The following is a 22,187-nucleotide window of genomic DNA, read 5'->3' on the forward strand; positions in this document are numbered from 1 at the left end:
TTATGATAGATAATTATACTGTACTGGCAACATTTCCGTATTCTACTGAAGCACAGATCACGAAATCTAAACTCGAAAACGAAGGTGTTTCGGTACTACTATTAGATGAAAAAACGGTAGATTCTGATCCCTTGATAAGCCAGGCAATTGGAGGTGTAAAACTTTTGGTAGCTAATGCCGATTTTGAAAAAGCTTTGCAAATTTACAATGATATAAGACCTTACGAAGTTGATTCAGAAGGAAACGCCATAGCATGTCCGTCCTGCCAATCTAATCATATTTTAATAGCTCCTTTAGAACGCAAAAACCTTTTTTATATGTTATTTCCATTTTTTGAAAAGACAAAATACATTTGTAACGATTGTAAAACTATCTTTTAAATGAGTACATATTTCATCACAGGTATTGGCACAGATGTAGGAAAAACAGTTGCAGCAGCTATCATTACTGAAGCCTTAGAGGCCGATTACTGGAAACCTATTCAAGCTGGAGATTTAGATAATTGTGACACTAAAAAGGTGCAACGTTTGATATCTAACACAAACTCTAAATTTCATGCTAATAGTCATGCTTTACAAACACCAATGAGTCCGCATGCAGCAGCAGACATCGATGGTATTACTATAAATTTAAAAACGATACAAGCTCCAAAAACTAACAATCATTTGGTAATAGAAGGTGCTGGAGGCTTATTGGTCCCGATAAATAGCACACAAACAATTTTAGACCTCATCCAACCCGATTATAAGGTTATTGTTGTGTCAAGACATTATTTAGGAAGCATAAACCATACATTGTTAACCCTAAATACATTAAAAGACAAAGGCATTGAGGCTTCTGTTATATTTAGCGGAAATGAGCATAAAACCACAGAAGACATTATCATGACTATGAGTAATGCCCACGTTATTGGTCGCATAGATGAAGAACCGTATTTTGATAAAAATGTAGTAAAAGCATATGCTGAATTATTTAAAAAAGACATAAACACAAACTAATATCGTTGCATTCTGAAGCTTCAACAGTTATCAGAAGTCACCTAAATAATGAGATGCTGAACCAAGTTCAGCATGACGCTTATGACACTAAAAGAAAGAGATAAAAAGCACCTTTGGCATCCACTCACTCAGCACAAAACGCATCCAGATCATATCGCAATTATAAAAGCTAAAGGTTGCGAATTAACTGATGAAGAAGGCAATACTTATATCGATGCTATTGCCTCGTGGTACACGTGCATGTATGGCCACTGTAATTCGTATATCACAAATCGCGTTGCTGAGCAAATGCAAACTCTGGATCAGGTCGTTTTTAGCGGATTCACACATCAACCAGCTATCGAGCTTTCAGAAGCATTAATAAGCATACTTCCAAAAAATCAAAAGAAACTCTTTTTTAGTGATAATGGTTCGACTGCAGTTGAAATAGGCATCAAAATGGCTTTACAATATCATTTTAATAAAGGAGAGACGCGCAATGTACTTGTCGCTTTTGAAGATGGTTTTCATGGCGATACTTTTGGAGCAATGAGTGTATCAGGGTTATCTGTATATAACGGACCCTTTGAAGATTTCTTTCTCGATGTTAAACGTATTCCTACACCTAACGGAAATAATCATGAGCAAATTTTAGAACAACTCCGAAAGTTGATTATGACTAATGATATTGCAGCTTTTGTTTATGAACCTTTAGTTCAAGGTGCAGCCGCTATGAAAATGCATGATGCTGAAGGCTTAAATACTATATTAAAATTTTGTAAAGACTATGGTATTCTTACCGTTGCCGATGAAGTAATGACAGGTTTTGGTAAAACAGGACATTTTTTTGCTTCAGATGGTATAGAGGAAAAACCAGATATCATGTGTTTAAGTAAAGCACTAACCGCCGGATTATTACCTATGGCAATAACAAGCTGTTCACAAGACATTTATAACGCGTTTTATAGTGACGACATTAAAAAGGGATTATTTCACGGGCATACCTATTCTGCAAATCCCTTAGCCTGTAGAGCGGCTTTGGCTGGTATTGAGCTATTAACATCTGATGATATTCAAAATCGCATCAAGCGTATTATCAACTCACATCAACAATTTGGCGAACATATCAAACCACACCCAAAAGTGGCATCAATAAGACAAACCGGAATTATTTTCGCCTTAGATCTAGATGTTAAAATGGAGCGCTACGGAAATTTACGCGACCGATTATTCGATCATTTTATGACTCATGGTGTGTTTTTAAGACCTTTAGGACATACCATTTACATTTTGGCACCATATGTCATTTCAGATACAGAGCTTAAAAAAGTATATAGTGTCATTGAGGAGGCCTTAGATATTTTATAAAACAGTTTCTCTGCTATTAATTTCGTTGACTAGTATATTTTTTTTACTTTTACTTATCTCACTATATTAAAGTTAATACAGTTTTGTTGACAGCATTCCGTATTAACGGCATGCACAAATAAATTTTTACAAACTCAAAACCAACCCATTATGAGTAAGAAATTGTGCTACGCAGTGATGTCGCTGTTTATGTTTTCCGTATGTTATTATTCCTGTGAACAAGACCATTACAAAGAACCTGAGCTTGTACCTAAAACGTATAGTTTTAATATTCCTAATAAGGCTAATTTCAATTTTTCTCAAATTTCAGAAAACAGGTCATCTGTCATCCCTTACACAAATACCCTACAGGTAAAAAACATAAGTGACGACGACTTTACATTAGATTTTATTGTGTTTTCATTTAAAGACGATGTATTAAACTACAACAATTTAGCCTTTATAAAACAGGCCAGCACTGAGATCACATCAGGTAGTACTACAGACTCTATAGCGTTAGAGCAAACCAATCAATTGTTTACGAATACAAATGTGATGACGTCGATTTTAAATTTCAGTAATCCAAATAGTGATCACGACTTTAACGGTTTATACACTGGAGAACTTAATGTCTATACACCTACAGAAACCGATACTACATTTCAACGAAGTGTGACTTGCACTGGCTTTGTGGATTATCAAGGTGCCTTTAATTTTTTTATTGAAAATGAAGATGAAAATGATGTTTCACGATTAGAGGGTAGCTTTAATTCGCAGCACTTAATCTCCGGAAACATATTAGATCGAAATGCGTCTAATCTATCTGCGATAATTAATAGTCCGCAAGACACATTACAGTTCGATGACAATCATCTAACGGGTTATATCAACTATACGAATAACACAGAAGCACGTCTGTTACATTTCAATTTAACCAAACAAAACTAATATCATGAAACTAAAACTTACTATCCTACTATTATTTGTTGTGTTTGGTTTGCATGCACAAAAAGAACTTCAACCTTATACATTTTCTTTATCTGAAAAGGAGAAAACTGAAACCATAATGATATACGCTTCGGCAGAATCGATAAACAGCATTACTTTCACTCTAAAAAATGAAAAAAATGAAACTTTAAAAACAAAAAAAGATAATAGCGAAGAAGTCGATATTACCTTTAAAGTCTTTCCATTTACCGAAAACTCTTTTAGGACTCATTTGGTAGAAGCAATCAATAGTATAGAAGAAAAAGACGAAGCTAATAAAGAGTATAATATTTTTAAAACAACGCTTGCACCTCTTAAGCAAACCGAAGAAGACGACAAAGCATCAGCTGATGATGACTCTAAAGAACAACTTGCTTCACTACTAAGTAATCGGAAAAAAACTGTTCAAAGGGTTAGAAATATTTTTCAGTTTTTTGATGCTCTTGCGATAACGGCATTTCAATATGATACCGAACCTGTTGCGGGAATTTTAAAATATGAGCAATCTGTAATTATCAGAAAAAATAATATTAATGGCATAGACACAAAAGATTACTTTAAAAAGGTAACAAAACATGTCACCAATTTGATCATCAAGGCAAAAGACAGTAAAGAAAACTTTTTACAGAACTTGAATCAAGAAGGCACTAATAAAAACTATCTTGACGGAGATCCTTTTTTAACCTTTCTGACAAAAAAAATTGAAGTAAAAGCTGATGATAATGATTATATATACAAAAGATATTACAGTAAAAATCTAGAAAATGAGATCAACTGTTTAAAAAATCAATTTCCTGAAAGTGAAAAACTTACCGAAATCATTCAACTCAGAGCCAAGCTGAATTTAAGCACATTAGATAAATGTCATCAAGCGCCAAATCCCAACACATCAAGTGAAACAACGAGCTCAGAAAGCACAACGAGTGGCACAAACAAATCAAATACAACAACTACAGAAACCATTGAGGACACTTATCTATCAAAATTATTCGACTATTACCAAAGCTTAAAACGAATCAATACAAGTTCAAAAACTAAATCTATATTCGAAATTCATGTTAGTAATAAACTTAAAGAATGGTATGCTACGTACAAATTTGGTGAATTTATGAAAGGCGAATTAGCTAATAATTACTTTAAAGAGAAATACCGTAAAAACCTCTGTGAAAAGATTGAATCGGCATATTCAAAATTAATTGATGATTCCAACAAGAAGATTGCTAATCTAAAAAAAGAGACATCAAAATATGAAAAAACTAAAGACTCATTAACGCAGCAACTGTTATTAAATGACGTCGATATTAAAAATGCTCTTGTAAGTAAAAATCAAAATTTAATTGACAGCTACTTAACACCTAAGCAAACGAAATTACAAGAGTTACTCGTTGAAAACAAAACTAATATAACTAATGGAGAAGCTACTGTTAAAGAGATGGGCTCCAGAATTAAAGCATATGAAATTTCGAGAATAAAATTTGCTGATAAAGCTAAAGGCTTTCAAAACGACATTAACTTTTTAATTGCCCAACGAAGTAATCAAATTGTAGATATCCCATTTTGGAAATTTGATGTCGAAAATATAGAAATTGATTTTAATGACGGTTTTATCGAACACATAACAGTTACAGGTAAAGCCGTTCATCCGGAAATTGATAAAATTGCCATTCTCAATTCTATTAAAGGTAAGTATGAGGTTTTTTATACAGACGTTAATCTAGATGACGCATTTAAAGGATTTTATCAAGAACCTTATATCAAGGATATTTTTAAAGAAACAATGAAAAAAGAGTATAAATTCGATAATGAATTTCCTATTGGCTTTAGCTCTAAAACAGATTTTGCAGATTTAAAAGGTTACACATTATACGCTTTTGAAGGATTCGAAAAAGTATTTTCACTACCACTCAACAATGTAATTAGTTTATATATTCAACGTCATCAAAATGACCGTTTGGATTTTAGTCCTAAAGATCAAGTGTTAACCTTGCCCTTAGACGATCCAGATAAGAATCATCAAGTCGAGCTCAAAAAAGAGAAATCCTCTAAAATTTTAAATGCTAAAATCTTTACCGATTTTAATGGTTTAAAAGAAAGTGAACCTAACGGATTAGTTCAAATTGAAATCGAAAAGCAAATTCCATTATGGACCAAACGCATGCCATTAGGTCTGGGAAGGAGCTCAAATTATGGCTTTGCCAATTATGCTGTGTTCAATTTAACCTGGGCAAAACTCAACGAAGAAGATCGTGAGCTACAAGTTAAAAAAGCAGAAAGTTTTGTAAATAATGAATCACAGATTGATAATTACATCACCTATCTGGATTTAATACGTTATGAAAATGTATCTGTAGGTGTCGACTTAAATATTGTTTCTTTTGATTTTCCGCTTATAAAAACCCGTTTAGAACTTAATGGAGGCGTGCATTATGGAAGAGTTAAAGTTGTAGACGACATCCCTGTTGCAGATGAGCAAAACCCCGAAACTACGACACGCTTATTCGAAAAAGACGTCAATATGATTCGTCTTTATCCGGATGTGATTTTAAGAATTCGCCCAGAAGAGCGATTTGGTGGCTACCTTCGATTTAGACCATTTAGAACTATCGTTCCAGATAACGAGGAGTTTTTCTCGGTGTATTCAGCAGAAGATTTCCTAGAAAACCCAGACAGGTCTGAAGCGCTAAAAGACCAACGTTGGTTACAACGATACGAGTTTGGAGCGTTTTACACCCCTTCGGCAGATAGCGATAATAAGTTTTTCTTCCGTTATAGATATACCAATACTTCCAAATGGGAAACGAATGGTTACAGTGAAATACAATTAGGATATCAAATCTATCTAAAGTTTTAAATTTGACTAGCGGTTATTTTTTTTGATGAGGGTTTAAATCTTACTTTTGCCTAAAATTTAAACCTTTTGCAGCAACCCATTTCCATAACTGCTATTTCGTCAATTTCACCTTTAGGCACTCAGCCTGAAGACATCTGGACTTCCTACAAATCTGAGTCCCACTGTTTTACCCAAAAACACGATGCTTTAGTTGCTAAGATTGCTACAGACATTAAAAAGTCTATCAAGGTTTTAAGACACTCCAACCCAAAGTATAAAGCTCTAGATGACACAGTTTTATATGCTATTTATGCCTCTCGACAAGCTGTAAAAAATGCCAATTGGAAGGCTACAGATAACTTCGGAATCAACATTGGTTCATCTCGTGGTGCAACTGCCTTATTTGAAAATTATCATAAAGCTTTCCTCAGTAAAAACAAAGCTGAAACATTAACATCACCAACCACAACCTTAGGAAATATCTCCTCATGGGTTGCACATGATTTACAAACCAAAGGCCCAGAAATCTCACACTCAATCACCTGCTCTACAGCATTACACGCCATGCTTAACGGAATTGCATGGATCAATTCTGGTATGTGCGACAAGTTCTTAGTTGGAGGTAGTGAAGCACCTCTTACACCTTTTACTATTGCTCAGATGCAAGCCTTAAAAATTTATTCGGAGGCTAAAAATAATACGTTTCCAAATCAAGCATTAGACCCTAACAAAACTCAAAATACTATGATTTTAGGTGAAGGTGCTGCAATGGCATGCCTTGAATCTGGTGAAGTACCAAATGCTTTAGCTAAAATTATAGGCGTCGGTTATGCTACCGAAATTTTAGAACACAATGCATCGCTATCAACCGATGCAATTTGTTTTCAACGCTCCATGACTATGGCTTTAGGCAAGCTAAATCCAGACGATATCGATGTTATTGTCACACACACGCCTGGAACAATAAAAGGGGATCAAGCCGAAATAAATGCTATTCAAAAAGTTTTTTGTAACAAAATTCCTTCATTAACTACCAATAAATGGAAGATAGGTCACAGCCTTGGTGCTTCCGGACTTTTAAATATTGAAATGGCACTTATGATGTTGCAACATAAAGAATTCATTTCGGTACCTTACCTAAAAGTTGACACACCTAAACGCATAAAAACAATTCTTGTAAATGCTGTTGGATTTGGTGGAAATGCTGTGTCTATTTTGCTTTCAAAATAAAATTGTAAGAACCTTTTAAAGGTCTTATATTTCAATATTAATTTTTAATACGAACCGATTATGGAATGGTTTTCTGCTTTAGATGGATTCTCTCAATTCTTTTGGATTATTGCGCTAATAGGCTCACTACTCTTTGTCTTTGTAATCATCACAACTTTTGCAGGAATTGATGGTGGCAGCGAAATTGGTGACGTAGATGCCGATATTGATGCCGACACCGGAATAGGCTTTCAGTTTATTACCTTTAAAAACCTTGTAGGCTTCTTTACTATTTTTGGATGGACAGGCATTGCTTGTCTTAATGCCGGATTATCAAAACCGCTTAGCGTTATAATTGCCGCTGCTTGCGGACTCCTAATGATGGCCATAATGGCTGCCATGTTTTTTTCGATGCAGAAATTAGCCGATAGCGGAACTCTAGACTATAAAAATGCTGTCGATGCGATTGGCGAAGTCTACCTCACTGTTGGCGCAAATCGTTCAAAAATGGGCAAAGTAAGTGTTCGTGTTCAAGGCACTTTAAGAGAACTTGAAGCCCTTTCCGATTCGTTAACCGAACTCAAATCCGGAACCATTATTCAAGTTGTAGATGTTACCAGCAATGGTATATTAATCGTAGAACAAACTAAAAAACCTATAGAACCAATTAAAACAAAAACCTATGAAATTCCTTCTGACACAACCAGACTTTGATTTAGGCTTTCCAATAGTTATCGTTATTGCGATACTCATTGTATTTGTCTTTCTAATTATTCTTATTAAACGTTATAAACGCTGTCCTTCAGACCGTATTTTAGTGGTCTATGGAAAAGTTGGTGGTGGTCAATCTGCTAAATGTATTCATGGTGGTGCTGCCTTTATTTTTCCTGTAATTCAAGACTATGAATTTTTAGATCTAACACCTATTTCAATAGAAGTTAATCTTGTTAACGCTTTATCAAAACAAAACATTCGTGTTAATGTTCCGTCGCGATTTACCATTGGTGTTTCTACCGAACCTGGTGTGATGCAAAATGCTGCCGAACGTTTATTAGGGCTTGCACAACAAGATGTACAAGAATTGGCTAAAGAAATTATTTTCGGACAATTACGTTTAGTTGTTGCTTCTATGGATATTGAAGAAATTAATAGCGACCGAGATAAGTTTTTAACTAATATTTCGCAATCGGTAGAATCTGAATTAAAGAAGGTAGGACTCAAATTAATCAACGTAAACATCACCGATATTGTTGATGAATCAGGTTATATTGAAGCTTTAGGTAAAGAAGCTGCAGCGCACGCCATTAACGCGGCTCGTAAATCGGTTGCCGAAAAAACCAGAGATGGATCTATTGGTGAAGCTAACGCTGTTCAAGATGAACGTACACAAGTTGCTGCTGCAAATGCTCAGGCTGTTGAAGGTGAAAACACTGCAAAAATAGCCGTCGCCAATTCTGATTCCTTACGTCGTCAACGTGAAGCCGAAGCTGAACGTGTCGCTATTGCTGCCGAAAAAGTACAAAGCGCTAAAGCCTTAGAAGAATCCTATGCTGCTGAAAAAGATGCCGAAATAGCCAGAGCAGAACGCGAACGCTCATCTCAAATGGCCGATGTTATCGTTCCAGCTGAAATTGATAAACGCAAAGTTGAAATTGATGCCGAAGCCGAAGCTGAAATGATTCGTCGCAAAGCAAAAGGTGAAGCAGATGCCATCTTATTTAAAGCGCAAGCTGAAGCACAAGGTCAGTTTGAAGTCTTAACGAAACAAGCTGCTGGTCTGCAAGAAATCGTTAAAGCGGCCGGAAACAGCAGTCGTGATGCGGTGTTGTTATTAATTGCTGATAAATTGCCAGAATTAGTAAAAACCCAGGCCGATGCCATTAAAAATATCAAAATTGATAAAGTTACCGTTTGGGAAAATGGTGGCAATGGTGAAGACGGAAAATCGTCTACCGCAAATTTCTTATCTGGAATGTACAAATCAGTGCCTCCACTTCAAGAGATGTTTAATATGGCTGGTATGGATTTACCGGAATACTTAAAAGGGAAAGACAAAACTAAAACGGAAGACCCAAAAACACTTCCGAAGCAAACAGATCATAAAGAAAGTTAACCCATATAAAAATCCGCCACTGAGCGGATTTTTTTTGTTCATTGGTTTATAATTATATTTACACGAAACATTCTAATTATGACATCAATTATTAAAACATGCTTCACTTTAGTTTTATTTCACACCATTGCCTTTTCGCAAACCGATCCTAACATATTTGATAAGTTCGAATCTAAGTTTTATACCATTGATGGCTATCAAATCAACGTCGAAGTTTTAGGTGAAGGTGATCCTGTTTTCTTTCTGCCTGGCGGACCTGGAAATTCTCATGATTATATGCAAGGTGCTTTTGGTCACTACTATAAAACAAATACGGTTGTGTTTTTTGATTGGTTGGGTCGTGGAAAAAGTGATAATGCAAAAGATGTTTCCGAATACAGTGTAGAAAGCGATGTGGAGATGATTGAAAAACTTCGGAAACTTTTAAAATTTGATACAATATCACTTGTTGGTCATTCCTATGGTACTGTTCCAGCACAGGCGTATGCCATAAAATATAAGGATAATGTGGATCGCATGGTTCTTATTAATGGGTTTCATTCTGGAGCGATGTGGCAAGCCAATTGTGATAGTTACAACCATTATGCTAAGACACATTTTCCCGAAAAATGGAAAGTTGTAGATTCATTACGCCATTTAGGTTATGTATCAAGTCAAGAGCCTTTAAAAACCGTATATGGTAATTTTCCGACCAAATACGTTTACTATCACAATACCAAACTAAAGTCCAAATCGCCTAAAACAAAACACCGAAGTTGGGCTGGTGACGTTTATACAACAATTATAGGTGTAGATGGTGATTTTGATGTATCGGGAAGTATGATTAACCAAGATTACAGACAACATTTAAAAGACGTAAAAGCCAAAACTTTAATCGTTGCAGGCCGTTACGATGGTGTATCAACACCAGAATTTGCTATACAATACAAAACGTTTATGCCGCAAGCTCAATTTGAAATGTTTGAGCAAAGTGCTCATAATCCATACCTTGAAGAACCTGAAAAATTTTATGCGCTTTTTGATAAATTTATGGGTATAAAATAGGTATTTTTGAACGCTATAAAGACGAAACAATATGAGTAGAACTAGACATAATTGGACGAAAGAACAAATCCTAGACATCTATAATACACCTTTAATGGAATTGCTGTATAATGCAGCAACAATTCATCGTAAACACCATGACCCAAATACGGTTCAGGTCTCTACGTTATTATCTATAAAAACAGGTGGTTGTCCTGAAGATTGTGGGTATTGCCCACAAGCAGCACGTTACCACACCAACATTGAAGGTAATGATTTAATGACAGTTCAACAGGTGAAAGCTCAAGCTTTACGCGCAAAATCTTCAGGAAGTTCTAGAGTATGTATGGGAGCCGCCTGGCGTAATGTAAAAGACGGCGAAGAATTTGATCAGGTTTTAGAAATGGTAAGAACCATTAACAAACTGGATATGGAAGTCTGCTGCACACTTGGAATGATTACCGAAAATCAGGCGCAACGTTTAGCCGAAGCGGGTTTATATGCCTACAATCACAACTTAGATTCTTCCGAAGAATATTATAAAGAAGTGATTTCTACGCGTGGATATGAAGACCGCTTAGAAACTATTGATAATGTTAGAAAAACTAATGTAACCGTGTGTTCTGGTGGTATTATTGGCATGGGAGAAAAAGAAGAAGACAGAGCCGGAATGCTAGTCGCTTTATCGACTTTAAATCCGCAACCAGAATCGGTTCCTATTAATGCCTTAGTAGCTGTTGAAGGTACGCCTCTTGAAGACCAAAAACCGGTGTCTATTTGGGATATGGTAAGAATGGTCGCAACGACAAGAATTGTTATGCCTGAAACTCAAGTGCGCTTAAGTGCTGGTCGTACCGAAATGACCAGAGAAGGTCAGGCTATGTGTTTCTTTGCAGGAGCAAATTCTATTTTTGCCGGAGACAAACTTTTAACAACTCCAAATCCTGATGTCAATGCCGATATGGAAATGTTTAAACTGTTGGGCTTAAATCCGCAAAAGCCATTTATTAAAAAAATGCAGCCTGAAACCGTTGAAGCTCAAGATTCTCAATATCAATCTTTAGGAGAAAAACCTAAATGGTCCCGACCTGAGCATTCTATCGAGCGAAATGAAGAGGCTAAACTTAAAGCCAAGGCACTTAAATAACCTATGCCAATACTCGTTGCTATTATCTTTATAATTTTAGGTATTCTTATCAAATACGGCAAAATGTATATGCTTATTGCTGGCTATAATACCATGTCTAAAGAAGAACAAGATAAATACGACATCGATGGTATTGCCAGTGTTTTTAGAAATGCCATGTTTGGCATGGCTTTTATATTAATTTTAGGCACTATCATATCCAAATGGTTAGCAAACCCTAAACTAGAAACCTATGCCCTTTTTATAGCATTGGCTATTGGTTTACCTTATCTGCTCATTGTATCTAATTCTGGCAAATACAAGGTTAAAAAAGACAACTAAACATTTATTTTATTATAAAGCTTAGACATAATGGCTGAAATTCTATGTTTGAATTGTAAATTTTAACATACAATTAATTGGGTTTGGTAACGTTTTCTTAACTTTGAACACTAATTTTTTTTGATGCCTACATTGAATCTTCAAGACATTCCTCGTGTGAAGAACATCACCAAAGAGGAGTTTATATCCAGCTACTTTAAACCGCAAAAACCTGTGGTTATAGAACGCTTTATAGAAGATTGGCCTGCTTACAACAAATGGAATCTTGATTATATGAAAACCATTGCAGGTGATAAAACGGTACCGCTTTACGACGACAGACCTGTAGACTATAAGGATGGCTTTAACGAGCCTCATGCAAAAATGAAAATGAGTGCTTATGTAGATTTACTAAAGAGCGAACCTACCAAATACCGCATTTTTCTTTGGAATATCCTAAAGGAAATCCCACAATTACAACAAGATTTCTCCTATCCCGATTTTGGCTTGAAATTAATGAAAAGCTTGCCAATGCTGTTTTTTGGTGGTAGAGATTCTCATACGTTCATGCATTATGACATTGATTTGGCGAATATTTTCCATTTTCATTTTGAAGGTAAAAAGCAATGCATCTTGTTTGATCAAAAGCAAAACGATTATTTATATAAAATTCCGCATTCCCTAATTACAAGAGAAGATATCGATTTCTCTAACCCAGATTTTGAAAAATGGCCAGCTCTTCAACATGCAAAAGGCTGGACTTGCGAATTAAATCATGGAGAAGTGCTGTATATGCCCGAAGGCTATTGGCATTATATGAAATATCTCACTCCAGGATTTTCAATGAGTTTAAGAGCTATTGCAAGACATCCTAAAAACTTAGGGAAAGCCTTGTACAATGTTTTAGTCATGCGTCATTTTGATAACCTCATGCGACGTGTTAAAGGACAAAACTGGATTGATTGGAAAAACGAACAGGCTATTAAACGTACAGAAAAGAGTTTTTAGCAAAAACACTTCAGTATTAAAAACTTGTAATATATTTGCCAACTCAAATTTTAGACATACAATTATGAAAAAATTACTTTTAGTTATCGCTTTAGTTTCTGTTTCATTAGTAAACGGACAAGCATTTGAAGGAAAAGGAGACCAGAAGTTTCAAGTTGGAGCTAACATTCAAGATGAAGCTACAGGTATTAATGTAAGTTTTGATTACGGATTAGGAGATAATATTTCAATTGGTATATCGTCTGCTTACGCTTTAGGAATTGATGATAGATTAGATGCTGACTTTGGTGATCGTTTCGATTTAAAAGCCAGATTTAATGCCAACTTAGGTAATGTGTTAAACATCGATGAAAATTTTGATGTTTATCCTGGTTTAAGCCTTAGTTTAAAAAACTTCGGAGGTCATGTTGGTGCGCGCTATTTCTTTTCTGATGGCTTCGGAATATTCACAGAAACAACATTTCCGTTAGCAAAATACAGTAATGACAAAACAGATATAGGCTACTATATTCACAATCAATTTGCTGTAAATATTGGAGCAACATTTAATTTGTAATCCACATAAAAAGATAAAAAAAGCATCCTGATTCAATTTAGGATGCTTTTTTTATGGAATTAATTCCCGTATTTTATCGTAGACCAAATGTGATTCCCAACCGCGATACAACAAATAATCAGCTAGTTTTTTACGCTTCTTTTGAGTGTTTGATGCTTTGATGGTCTCAAACTTTCGCTCTGCAAGCGAATTAAACGTCTCATAATAATCTACATCGTCAATCTCTTTTAGAGCTATAGCAATAAGCGTATTGTTAATATCTTTTCGCTTCAATTCTAATTGTAAACGTTGTTTTCCCCATTTCTTTATTCTGAATTTTCCTCGCACAAAAGCTTTAGCAAAACGTTCTTCATTTAAAAAGTTATGTTGAAGTAAATGAACTATAATCTGGTCTCTCGCCTCAGGAATCATCTTCATATCATATAATTTTTGGGTCACTTCTTTATGACAACGCTCTTGATAGGCACAATACTGTTCTAAGCGTTTTTGCGCTTCGTCGACGGTATACGTTTTTGATAGATTCATACTGCGAAAATATAACAATTTGTTAATAAATGTCATACCTTAATCGCCTAGCTTATAAGTATTTTTGCGTAAATTTGCATGTTTGCTTCATAAGCAAGCTAGATATATTTAAATAATTCATCCCTATGAAAAAGAATTACTCCTTTATATTAATAGCATTGCTATGCGCTGTTTTGTCTGGTTATGGGCAAGGTTCGGAAACTCTTACTAATTTAAATGCTTCAGCTTCAAGTTATGTTGATGGCTCTTATACTGGTGATAACGGAGTTACATGGTCATATACTACTGCTAGAACAGTAACAGCTACTGATAATATAACTGGCACTTCAATTGGTTTCGGAAGACCTGGAAATGGTCCTGTGCGATCTTTAAGTGCAACATCAAATGCTAATGGCGTTGGAGATTTATCTTACACTGTTTCATCTTATTTTACTGGAGGTACTGCAGCCGACAGAACTATTGAGGTTCATGTTAATGGAACCCTTTACGATACTTATACTCTAGCTGCTGAAGGTCCAGATTATAGTAGAACTGTTACAGTAAACGAAAGTGGAGCCGTATTAATAGAATTTTTCTCTGTAGGAACCAGGCAAATGGTTTTAGATGATATTTCTTGGACTGCAGCTGCTGTGACCGATCCAAACTTAGCAATTTCAGGAACAACAAATCATGGAAATTCTTGTTTAACTACTGCTGCATCAACAATTCAATACACCATTAGCAACAGTGGCATTTTACCAGCTGCTGGTATAAATGTAAGTTCTGATGATGCTCAATTTGTTGTATCTAACCTCTCATCAACAGCAATTGCGGCTTCTGGCTCGGCAACTTTCGATGTCACATTTACGCCAACAGCGCTTGGCGCACAAACAGCTACTATATCGGTTACAAGTACTACACCAACAAGTAATTCACCTACTATAAATATTACTGGTACTGGTATTTCAGCACCAACTATTTCAACACAACCTACTAATCAAAATGAAGTCATTCCTAATACCGCAACGTTTAGTGTCACTGCTGCAAATGCTGTAAGTTACCAATGGGAAGTTAATTCTGGTTCAGGTTGGGGTAATGTTTCCGGAGGTACAGGAGCAACGACCGATACTTATACCACTGCTGCAACTTCGGCTGTTATGGATGGTAATCAATACCGCTGTGTGGTTACTAATGCTTGTGGTTCTACAACATCTAATCCTGCAACATTAACACTATCTAACAGTTCTCCTAATAACGCTCAAAGTTTAAGTGGTTGTTTTGAAGATACTTCTGTTATTTTAACATGGAATAATCCTGCAACGCCACCAACTGGAGGCTATGTGATTTTTGCCATAGCTGGCACTACCGACCCAACATCTCCTCCAAATGATGCGGATACTTATACGGCAAACTCCGACTTTAGTGCGGCACCTTTTGAAACACCTGCATCTTTAGGTAAAGTGGTATATAAAGGCAATGGCACAACGGCTACTGTCACAGGTTTAACAGAAGGAACAACCTATTCGTTTAGAATTTTCGCATACAATGGCGGAACACTCACTGGCTGGTCTAATGGAACATCTGGTGGTAGTAATTTAGAAGGACTTGCTCAAGGAGATATTAGAAATTTTACAGCAACACCACTAACCAATCAAGTCACATTAAATTGGTTAAACCCATTACCAACTTCTTGTTTTGACGATATCCTTATTGTTGCCAATGAAGGTCCTGTGGTATTTACGCCTACAGGTGATGGTTCTGCTTATACAGCTAATTCAAATTATACAGGTCCGAATCAAGTGGTGTATAAAGGTTCAGGAAACACCGTTGCAGTAACCGGTCTTACCAATGGAACAAGCTATTGTTTTAGAGCATTTATCGTAAGAGGAACGACCTGGACTGGAGGTGTTGAAGTGTGTGCTGTACCATCTTTAACCTATTGTACTTCTGAAGGTGATGGTGGCGATGGTTATTTTACTTTGATTAACAACGTGAGCTTTAATACTATTGACAACCCTTCACCTATAACTACTGATAATGCGTATTCTGATTTTACTTCAATTTCAACAGATGTTGTTCTTGGCGAAACTTATAATCTTGAAGTACGCGTAGAAACAGATGGTGCTTTTACAACAACTGCAAGAGCATGGATAGACTGGAATAATAACGGATCTTTTGAAGCCAGTGAACAATATGAATTAGGGAATGCTTACGACGTTATTGATGGTGCAACCGACGGTAGCCCATTAGCTATTGAAGTTCCAACCAATGCCGTGATTGCAGCAACAAGAATGCGTATTTCAAATAGATATGGGACAAACGCTCCTACATCATGTCTAACTCCTTTTGATGGTGAAGTTGAAGATTATACGATAAACGTTATTCAACCTGCTACTGCAGAAATGAATATCAAAGGAAATAATATCACTATTCCAAATGGCTTTAATGATGCCGCTAATGGTGGTTTAAATCAAACACTTTTTGCTTCTACAAATGTAGGAGCCAATGGTCCTGTTAAGATTTATACTATTGAAAACATTGGTGCAACAACGTTAAATTTAACAGGTGCTCCAAGAGTACAACTTGCAGGTGCACATCCTGGAGATTTTACAGTAACCGTACAACCTGGAGCTACAGTAGGATCATTAGCAACATCTGAGTTTAGAATTCGATTTGATCCAACTGCAGATGGTGTTCGTACAGCTATTGTAACCATACAAAATTCTGATAGTGACGAAAATCCATACACTTTTGCTATTCAAGGTACTGCAGTATGTAGTACAACATTAATCAGTTCGATTTGGCCTAATCAAGGTCCGGAAAACACAGAAGTCACGATCACATCAGCAAATGATTTAACTGGAGCTACAGCAACCATCAATGGTTTGCCAATGACTACTGTATCGTCTTCAGCTACCGAACTGGTTGTGCTGGTTCCAAGTGGTGCTTCATCTGGGAATATTGCCGTACAATTCAGTACAGGCTGTTCGTCTACGAATTCATTTACAGTAATTGATACTGCAATTAGCGGATGCGATACCACAAATGCGAATACACTTAGCGAACTTTTTATAAGTGAAATTACCGATGCTGAAACCGGTAGCTCATCTTACGTAGAAATATATAATGGCACACCTAATACTGTAAATCTTTCTGATTATGCTGTGAATGTGTATAACAACGGGAATACTAGTCCTTCAAGTTCTAATGCTCTTAGTGGTAATTTGGCATCTGGAGGAGTTTACGTCATTACAATTGGTACGACATCGTGTTCACCATTAAATAACTTAAGTGTCACTCCAGATCAAACGTTTGGTTCATCAAGTGGTATTAATTTTAATACTGACAGCTCTGATGCGATTAGTTTGTATAAAATTTCAACCGATACAGACGTTGATATATTTGGCCTATATGAAAGTGACAATTGGGCAAATGGATTAGGAATAGGTGTTGACGGTGTTAATTTCCGTAGAAGAAATGATACATCGCCGCTTCCAAACCCAACTGAACATCACTTTGATATTAATGAATGGGATATCATCGATTGGACAAATTGTGGTGATTCTGATTATGTCGATATTGGTCAATTTGATTTTTCAACAGGTGTTCCACCTACAGTATCAGTACTTAATTCACCAACATTTAGCTGTACAACCACTGTGCAATTATCTGTTACTGGAACTGAAGGTGTTTCTGGTAATCAAGGATTGACTTATCAGTGGTATTATTTAGTACCAAGTGCAAATGCCTTTGTCGTTGTTCCTAATACTGCCGATTTTAATAACGTATCAACTAATGCAACATTAGACATCGTTAATCCATTATCCTATGTCGATTATCAATTCTATTGCCAGGTAAGAGAAGATAATGCTACATGCTATGTTGCTTCTAACGCTGTAAAACTTTCGGCTATTACAACAATTTGGGATGGTAGTGACTGGACCAATTTTACAGCTCCTACTGAAGACGATATTGCTATTATCGATGGAACTTACGATACCGCTGTAGATGGAGATATTGATGCTTGTCAGTTAATCGTTAATTCAGGTACTGGTCGTATTTTAAATATTGCAAATTCTACTTATGTCAGAGTTGTTAACGATCTGACAGTAAACGGAAATGTTATCGTAAAAACAGATGGTGCATTTGTTCAAGACAATGATTTAGCAATTGTTGACGGAGACGTACTAACTACAAGAGATAAAATTTCCGTAGAAAAAGAAACAGCACCTTTAGCAACGTATCAAGAGTACACCTATTGGAGTGCTCCAGTTGAGGGAGAGCTCATAAGTAATGGGTTAAATGAAGCTGACCCGCTTCGTATCTTTTGGTTTAATGCGGAAAATTATCGTGATTCGACCCAAGAAACCAATAATGATGATGCCGCAGTTCCTGGTCAAGATGACATAGATGACATGGCACCTTTTGACTGGCAGCCAGCTGCTCAATCTTCTACCATGCTTCCTGGAGTTGGATACGCTGCAACACATAACAGTATTGGTTTTACTCCTTCGCAATACATATACATTTTTGAAGGGCCTTTTAATAATGGTATTATTGAAGTTGATTTGTACCGAAATGATGCTGAAATGGCAGATACCAACTGGAATTTTATAGGAAACCCTTATCCTTCAGCTATTGATGCAGATGAATTTTTAAATACGCATACCTATGATGCGACAACCAATCCTACTGGTGTGATTAATGGTGCTATTTTCTTCTGGTCTCATAATACGGCTGCTGATGGAAATACAAATGGTAATGAGGTTCTAAATTACTCACAGAGTGATTATGCTGTTATAAATGGAACTGGTGAAACAGCTGGAGGTGATGGCTTACCAGTAGATCGTTTTATTCCTTCTGGCCAAGGCTTTTTTGTATCGATGCACAATAGCGCCTCATCAACAGTTTCATCTGGATCTATTAGAACAACACCTATTGCTTTTAATAACAGTATGAGAGTTACTGGAAATAATACACAGTTCTTTAGAAACGATAATAGCTCTGGTCCAAACAAAATTCGATTGAATTTAACAACCGAATCTGGTGTATTTAATCAAATCTTAATTGGATACGTTAATGGTGCTACAGATGCTGATGATGGTATGTATTTTGATGCTCATAAAAATTTGTCTGCCAATGCAAATTCTATCATCTACTCTTTATTAGATACGCCTGAGAGCAAGAAATTTGCAATTCAGGGTAAAGACCCAAATAACTTAGGTTTAGATGAAATTATCCCTCTAGGGTTCTACACTTCGATTGAAGAAGCAACTTTATACACGATTGAAATCGCTGATTTAGAAGGTGCGTTTATGACTCAAAATACAGTGTACCTAAAAGATAAGTTACTTGGCATTGTTCATAATTTATCGGAAAACAACTATACATTCACTTCGGAAACAGGAGAATTTAATGATCGCTTTGATATTGTGTTTCAAGCTGAAGCCCTTTCGGTTACAGAAAATGAAGCCTCTTCAAATGACTTATCTATAACTGAACTTGGTGATAGTGATGTGGAATTTTCGGTAGGACAAGGTTTTGTTATCAAGCAGGTAGAAATCATTGATGTTGTTGGACGAACGATTTACAAATTAAAAGGTAATAACAGCACCGAAGTTTTTAACTTATCGCGTTTAAGTCAAGCGGCATACATTGCTAAAGTGACACTTTCTAACGGACAGGTTATTACCAAAAAAGCGGTAAAGAGACATTAAACCAAATAATGGTATTGTAAAAAAAGAGGCTTCAGTTTTGAAGCCTCTTTTTTTATAAACTATAACGTAGTGAAACGATGAAGTTTCTACCTGGAGCTGCAATACCTGAAGAATACGTTTGATAGCGTTGATCTGTGATGTTTTCTAAAGATGCAACTATTGTAGCTGCATCAGTGATATCATATTGTGTTCTTAGGTTAAGTGTATACCAAGATGGCGCATATGGATTTCCATTACGATCTAAAGCGTAGATATAATCTTTGACCTGTTCGGAAGGTGCCAATTGGGTAAACGACAATTCATTGTTGTATTCTGCAAAAGCATCAATTTGAACTTTATCATTTTGCCATACAAAATGGGTGTTTCCAAAATTTGGAGCAATATGTCTCACAGGAACCTCAACACCTTCATCTTCTTCAGTTCCTCCAATAATATTGTATTGTGAAGTGAGTTTAAACTGTTTGGAAAAATTGAGTTGAATTCCAGCTTCAAATCCGTAAATCCAGTTTTTTGATGCATTTTGAATAGCTTGAACGTTACTCAACTCGCCATCATACTCAATTTGAGACTCACCATTTAAGGTAAAGTCTCTTCGGATTAACGCATTATCTAAAAAAGTATAATATGTTGCCATATCTATTATAAAAACCTCATCAAAATTAAGCTTTAAACCCAATTCGCCTCCATAAGCATACTCAGGTTTAAGATGTTGATTAGGCACCACAACCGATCCTGGTTCAGAATCAAATACTTTACCTATATCATCTATATTAGGCGCTCTAAAAGCCGTTGACGCATTAAATTTCCATTGTATCATATCATTAGGTATCCAGCGTATTCCAGCTGTTCCTGTTAGTGCTCCAGTATTGAGCTCTGTACCATCAAACGGTAAGTTTAAATATTGATTATTTGCTTTAAAATCTGCATTTGCCAATATATGGTTGTATCGTAATCCAGATTGAAACACAAACTTTGCATTTGGTTTATGTTTAAAACTCGCATAAGCTGCTATAGATTGCCAGTTAGAACCATTTGGATACCTAGACACTGTTGGACTTGTAGTATTAGACACAATATTAAAGGTTTCTCCTGTAGATTTCACGTGATTATATACATATTCTAGTCCGTAAAAAAGTTTGCTTCTTTCGTTTAAATCTTTTTCTAAATCGACATTTAACGAATACGCATCTACAGCCTCTTCTCTTATATTTCTTTCTTCAGATTGAAAATCTCTATCTAATCTACTTTCCTGAAAATTTTGATATGCTAAAGTCGCTTGAACTTTATCGTATAAATTAGAACTACTGCTTAATTTAGTCACTTGAAAGTTTCCCATGAACCAGCGTTGCGGACCGTAGTTCCATTCGGCTGACCTTAAATTTTCATCTCTGTATCTTATGAGTCTGTCATATCGCGAGTAGGACGACGTTGTGGTATAATACAATCCTAAATCAAAACTCAAATCTTCAAAAGGTTCATATTTTACCTTTTGCAAAACATTAATCTGGTCATAACCTGTAGGAGTTTGAATACGTGGAATGTTGTTTTGAACGATAACATCTTCACCATTAATAGTCTCGACATATTCTGGTCTCAAATAATCCTCTGGACCATGAGCTCCCATTCGTAAATCATCAAAATCGGTATAACTTACACTGGTTAAAAACGCCCATTTTTTTAATCCGAAATTGACATCTATATGTCCTGTCTTTTCTTTATTTGCTGTAGCGTACCGGGTTGCAACGTTGGCATTAAAGTACAAGGAATCCCTATAGGATAATTGAGGTTTTTTTGAATAGAAACTCATCACGCCTCCTATGGCATCACTTCCATAAACGACCGAGCCTGCGCCTAAGGTAATTTCGGTGTTTTGAACAGAAAACGGATCTACAGAAATCACGTTTTGTAAATTTCCGCCTCTGAAAATAGCATTGTTCATTCTAACACCATCTACAGTAATTAGTAGTCGGTTGGTAGAAAACCCTCTTATCATTGGGCTACCACCACCTAACTGACTTTTTTGAATGTAAACATTACCTGTGCTTTCGAGTAAATCGGCACTGGTTTGTGGATTTTCAAATTGAATATCTCCAGCATTAATATTGACTATCGTTTGAGGAATATCTCGTTTACTTTGTTCAAACTTAGAAGCAGAGACAACCACCTGATCTAAATTTTCAATACTTGGTGTTAAATAAACGATATAATTGTCCTTTTTAATATCTGACTTTTTCAATGCTTTTTTGATATACAGTATATTCTGAAAATAAATCATTTCGTCCTCAGAAAACTGGTCTAATGACGCCTCGCCTTCCAGATTGGTAATAGCAGATTTATTTTTTTTAGTATTGAAAATCGTAACACCAGATATTGGAGTATTAGTTGCATCTTCAACAACTCTAACCGTTTGTGAGTTACATATTGCCAAGGAAAAGATAAAAAGTACGGAAAGCGTAAATTTCATAAAGA

16 protein-coding genes are annotated in these 22,187 nt (G+C 36.0%); 14 read left to right on the forward strand and 2 right to left on the reverse strand.

All coding sequences use genetic code 11. From position 1 onward, the window contains the following. The first annotated feature begins 2 nt into the window (after positions 1-2). The 13 genes from H7350_RS02470 (at position 3) to H7350_RS02530 (ending at position 13,497) form a co-directional block, all read left to right on the forward strand. Complete coding sequence (locus H7350_RS02470) at positions 3-380, forward strand: putative signal transducing protein (protein WP_204344285.1); 378 nt, start codon at positions 3-5, stop codon at positions 378-380. Next, positions 381-998: a dethiobiotin synthase gene (gene bioD, locus H7350_RS02475; protein ID WP_204344286.1), complete on the forward strand. Its 618-nt coding sequence runs from the start codon at positions 381-383 to the stop codon at positions 996-998. An 81-nt stretch (positions 999-1,079) separates the two neighbouring features. Next, entirely contained in the window at positions 1,080-2,345 is a 1,266-nt protein-coding gene (gene bioA, locus H7350_RS02480; RefSeq protein WP_204344287.1) for an adenosylmethionine--8-amino-7-oxononanoate transaminase, read from the forward strand. Positions 2,346-2,495: 150 nt separating this feature from the next. Next, entirely contained in the window at positions 2,496-3,272 is a 777-nt protein-coding gene (locus tag H7350_RS02485) for a hypothetical protein (protein ID WP_204344288.1), read from the forward strand. 4 nt (positions 3,273-3,276) lie between these two features. Then, positions 3,277-6,162, forward strand: coding sequence for a hypothetical protein (locus H7350_RS02490; protein ID WP_204344289.1), 2,886 nt, complete (start codon positions 3,277-3,279; stop codon positions 6,160-6,162). A 66-nt stretch (positions 6,163-6,228) separates the two neighbouring features. Continuing rightward, positions 6,229-7,371, forward strand: coding sequence for a beta-ketoacyl synthase N-terminal-like domain-containing protein (locus tag H7350_RS02495; protein WP_204344290.1), 1,143 nt, complete (start codon positions 6,229-6,231; stop codon positions 7,369-7,371). Positions 7,372-7,431: 60 nt separating this feature from the next. Further along, positions 7,432-8,064, forward strand: a complete 633-nt coding sequence (locus tag H7350_RS02500; RefSeq protein WP_235989244.1) for a hypothetical protein — start codon at positions 7,432-7,434, stop codon at positions 8,062-8,064. Then, positions 8,033-9,463 carry a flotillin family protein gene (locus H7350_RS02505; RefSeq protein WP_204344291.1) on the forward strand — a complete coding sequence of 477 codons (1,431 nt, stop codon included), beginning with the start codon at positions 8,033-8,035 and terminating at the stop codon, positions 9,461-9,463. The genes H7350_RS02500 and H7350_RS02505 overlap by 32 nt, the downstream gene beginning before the upstream one ends. A 78-nt stretch (positions 9,464-9,541) precedes the next feature. Next, positions 9,542-10,507 carry an alpha/beta fold hydrolase gene (locus H7350_RS02510; protein ID WP_204344292.1) on the forward strand — a complete coding sequence of 322 codons (966 nt, stop codon included), beginning with the start codon at positions 9,542-9,544 and terminating at the stop codon, positions 10,505-10,507. Between the two features lie 31 nt (positions 10,508-10,538). After that, the gene (bioB, locus tag H7350_RS02515) at positions 10,539-11,633 is read left to right on the forward strand and encodes a biotin synthase BioB (RefSeq protein ID WP_204344293.1); all 1,095 of its coding nucleotides are present in this window, start codon (positions 10,539-10,541) and stop codon (positions 11,631-11,633) included. A gap of 3 nt (positions 11,634-11,636) precedes the next feature. After that, the gene (locus H7350_RS02520; protein WP_204344294.1) at positions 11,637-11,954 is read left to right on the forward strand and encodes a DUF3784 domain-containing protein; all 318 of its coding nucleotides are present in this window, start codon (positions 11,637-11,639) and stop codon (positions 11,952-11,954) included. Between the two features lie 123 nt (positions 11,955-12,077). Continuing rightward, entirely contained in the window at positions 12,078-12,941 is an 864-nt protein-coding gene (locus H7350_RS02525; protein ID WP_204344295.1) for a cupin-like domain-containing protein, read from the forward strand. 64 nt (positions 12,942-13,005) lie between these two features. Beyond that, positions 13,006-13,497: a DUF6646 family protein gene (locus tag H7350_RS02530; protein WP_204344296.1), complete on the forward strand. Its 492-nt coding sequence runs from the start codon at positions 13,006-13,008 to the stop codon at positions 13,495-13,497. A gap of 51 nt (positions 13,498-13,548) precedes the next feature. Here H7350_RS02530 and H7350_RS02535 read toward each other — a convergent pair whose 3' ends face one another. Further along, complete coding sequence (locus H7350_RS02535; protein WP_204344297.1) at positions 13,549-14,022, reverse strand: regulatory protein RecX; 474 nt, start codon at positions 14,020-14,022, stop codon at positions 13,549-13,551. Between the two features lie 125 nt (positions 14,023-14,147). Here H7350_RS02535 and H7350_RS02540 point away from each other — a divergent pair, with 125 nt between their 5' ends. Then, on the forward strand, positions 14,148-19,718 hold the full coding sequence (locus H7350_RS02540; protein WP_204344298.1) for a GEVED domain-containing protein: 5,571 nt from the start codon (positions 14,148-14,150) through the stop codon (positions 19,716-19,718). 52 nt (positions 19,719-19,770) lie between these two features. Here H7350_RS02540 and H7350_RS02545 read toward each other — a convergent pair whose 3' ends face one another. Further along, complete coding sequence (locus H7350_RS02545; protein ID WP_204344299.1) at positions 19,771-22,182, reverse strand: TonB-dependent receptor; 2,412 nt, start codon at positions 22,180-22,182, stop codon at positions 19,771-19,773. Positions 22,183-22,187: the final 5 nt, after the last annotated feature.

It is taken from the genome of Psychroserpens algicola, assembly GCF_014526325.1.
GTDB lineage: Bacteria > Bacteroidota > Bacteroidia > Flavobacteriales > Flavobacteriaceae > Psychroserpens > Psychroserpens algicola.

Excerpts from the sequence above, each read along its gene's own strand:
- H7350_RS02500 (WP_235989244.1), top strand. The coding sequence starts at position 7,432 with ATGGAATGGTTTTCTGCTTTAGATGGATTCTCTCAATTCTTTTGGATT.
- H7350_RS02470 (WP_204344285.1), top strand. The coding sequence starts at position 3 with ATGATAGATAATTATACTGTACTGGCAACATTTCCGTATTCTACTGAA.
- H7350_RS02525 (WP_204344295.1), top strand. The coding sequence starts at position 12,078 with ATGCCTACATTGAATCTTCAAGACATTCCTCGTGTGAAGAACATCACC.
- bioD (WP_204344286.1), top strand. The coding sequence starts at position 381 with ATGAGTACATATTTCATCACAGGTATTGGCACAGATGTAGGAAAAACA.
- H7350_RS02520 (WP_204344294.1), top strand. The coding sequence starts at position 11,637 with ATGCCAATACTCGTTGCTATTATCTTTATAATTTTAGGTATTCTTATC.
- H7350_RS02540 (WP_204344298.1), top strand. The coding sequence starts at position 14,148 with ATGAAAAAGAATTACTCCTTTATATTAATAGCATTGCTATGCGCTGTT.
- H7350_RS02485 (WP_204344288.1), top strand. The coding sequence starts at position 2,496 with ATGAGTAAGAAATTGTGCTACGCAGTGATGTCGCTGTTTATGTTTTCC.
- H7350_RS02545 (WP_204344299.1), bottom strand. The coding sequence starts at position 22,182 with ATGAAATTTACGCTTTCCGTACTTTTTATCTTTTCCTTGGCAATATGT.
- bioA (WP_204344287.1), top strand. The coding sequence starts at position 1,080 with ATGACACTAAAAGAAAGAGATAAAAAGCACCTTTGGCATCCACTCACT.
- H7350_RS02510 (WP_204344292.1), top strand. The coding sequence starts at position 9,542 with ATGACATCAATTATTAAAACATGCTTCACTTTAGTTTTATTTCACACC.
- H7350_RS02535 (WP_204344297.1), bottom strand. The coding sequence starts at position 14,022 with ATGAATCTATCAAAAACGTATACCGTCGACGAAGCGCAAAAACGCTTA.
- H7350_RS02490 (WP_204344289.1), top strand. The coding sequence starts at position 3,277 with ATGAAACTAAAACTTACTATCCTACTATTATTTGTTGTGTTTGGTTTG.
- bioB (WP_204344293.1), top strand. The coding sequence starts at position 10,539 with ATGAGTAGAACTAGACATAATTGGACGAAAGAACAAATCCTAGACATC.
- H7350_RS02530 (WP_204344296.1), top strand. The coding sequence starts at position 13,006 with ATGAAAAAATTACTTTTAGTTATCGCTTTAGTTTCTGTTTCATTAGTA.
- H7350_RS02505 (WP_204344291.1), top strand. The coding sequence starts at position 8,033 with ATGAAATTCCTTCTGACACAACCAGACTTTGATTTAGGCTTTCCAATA.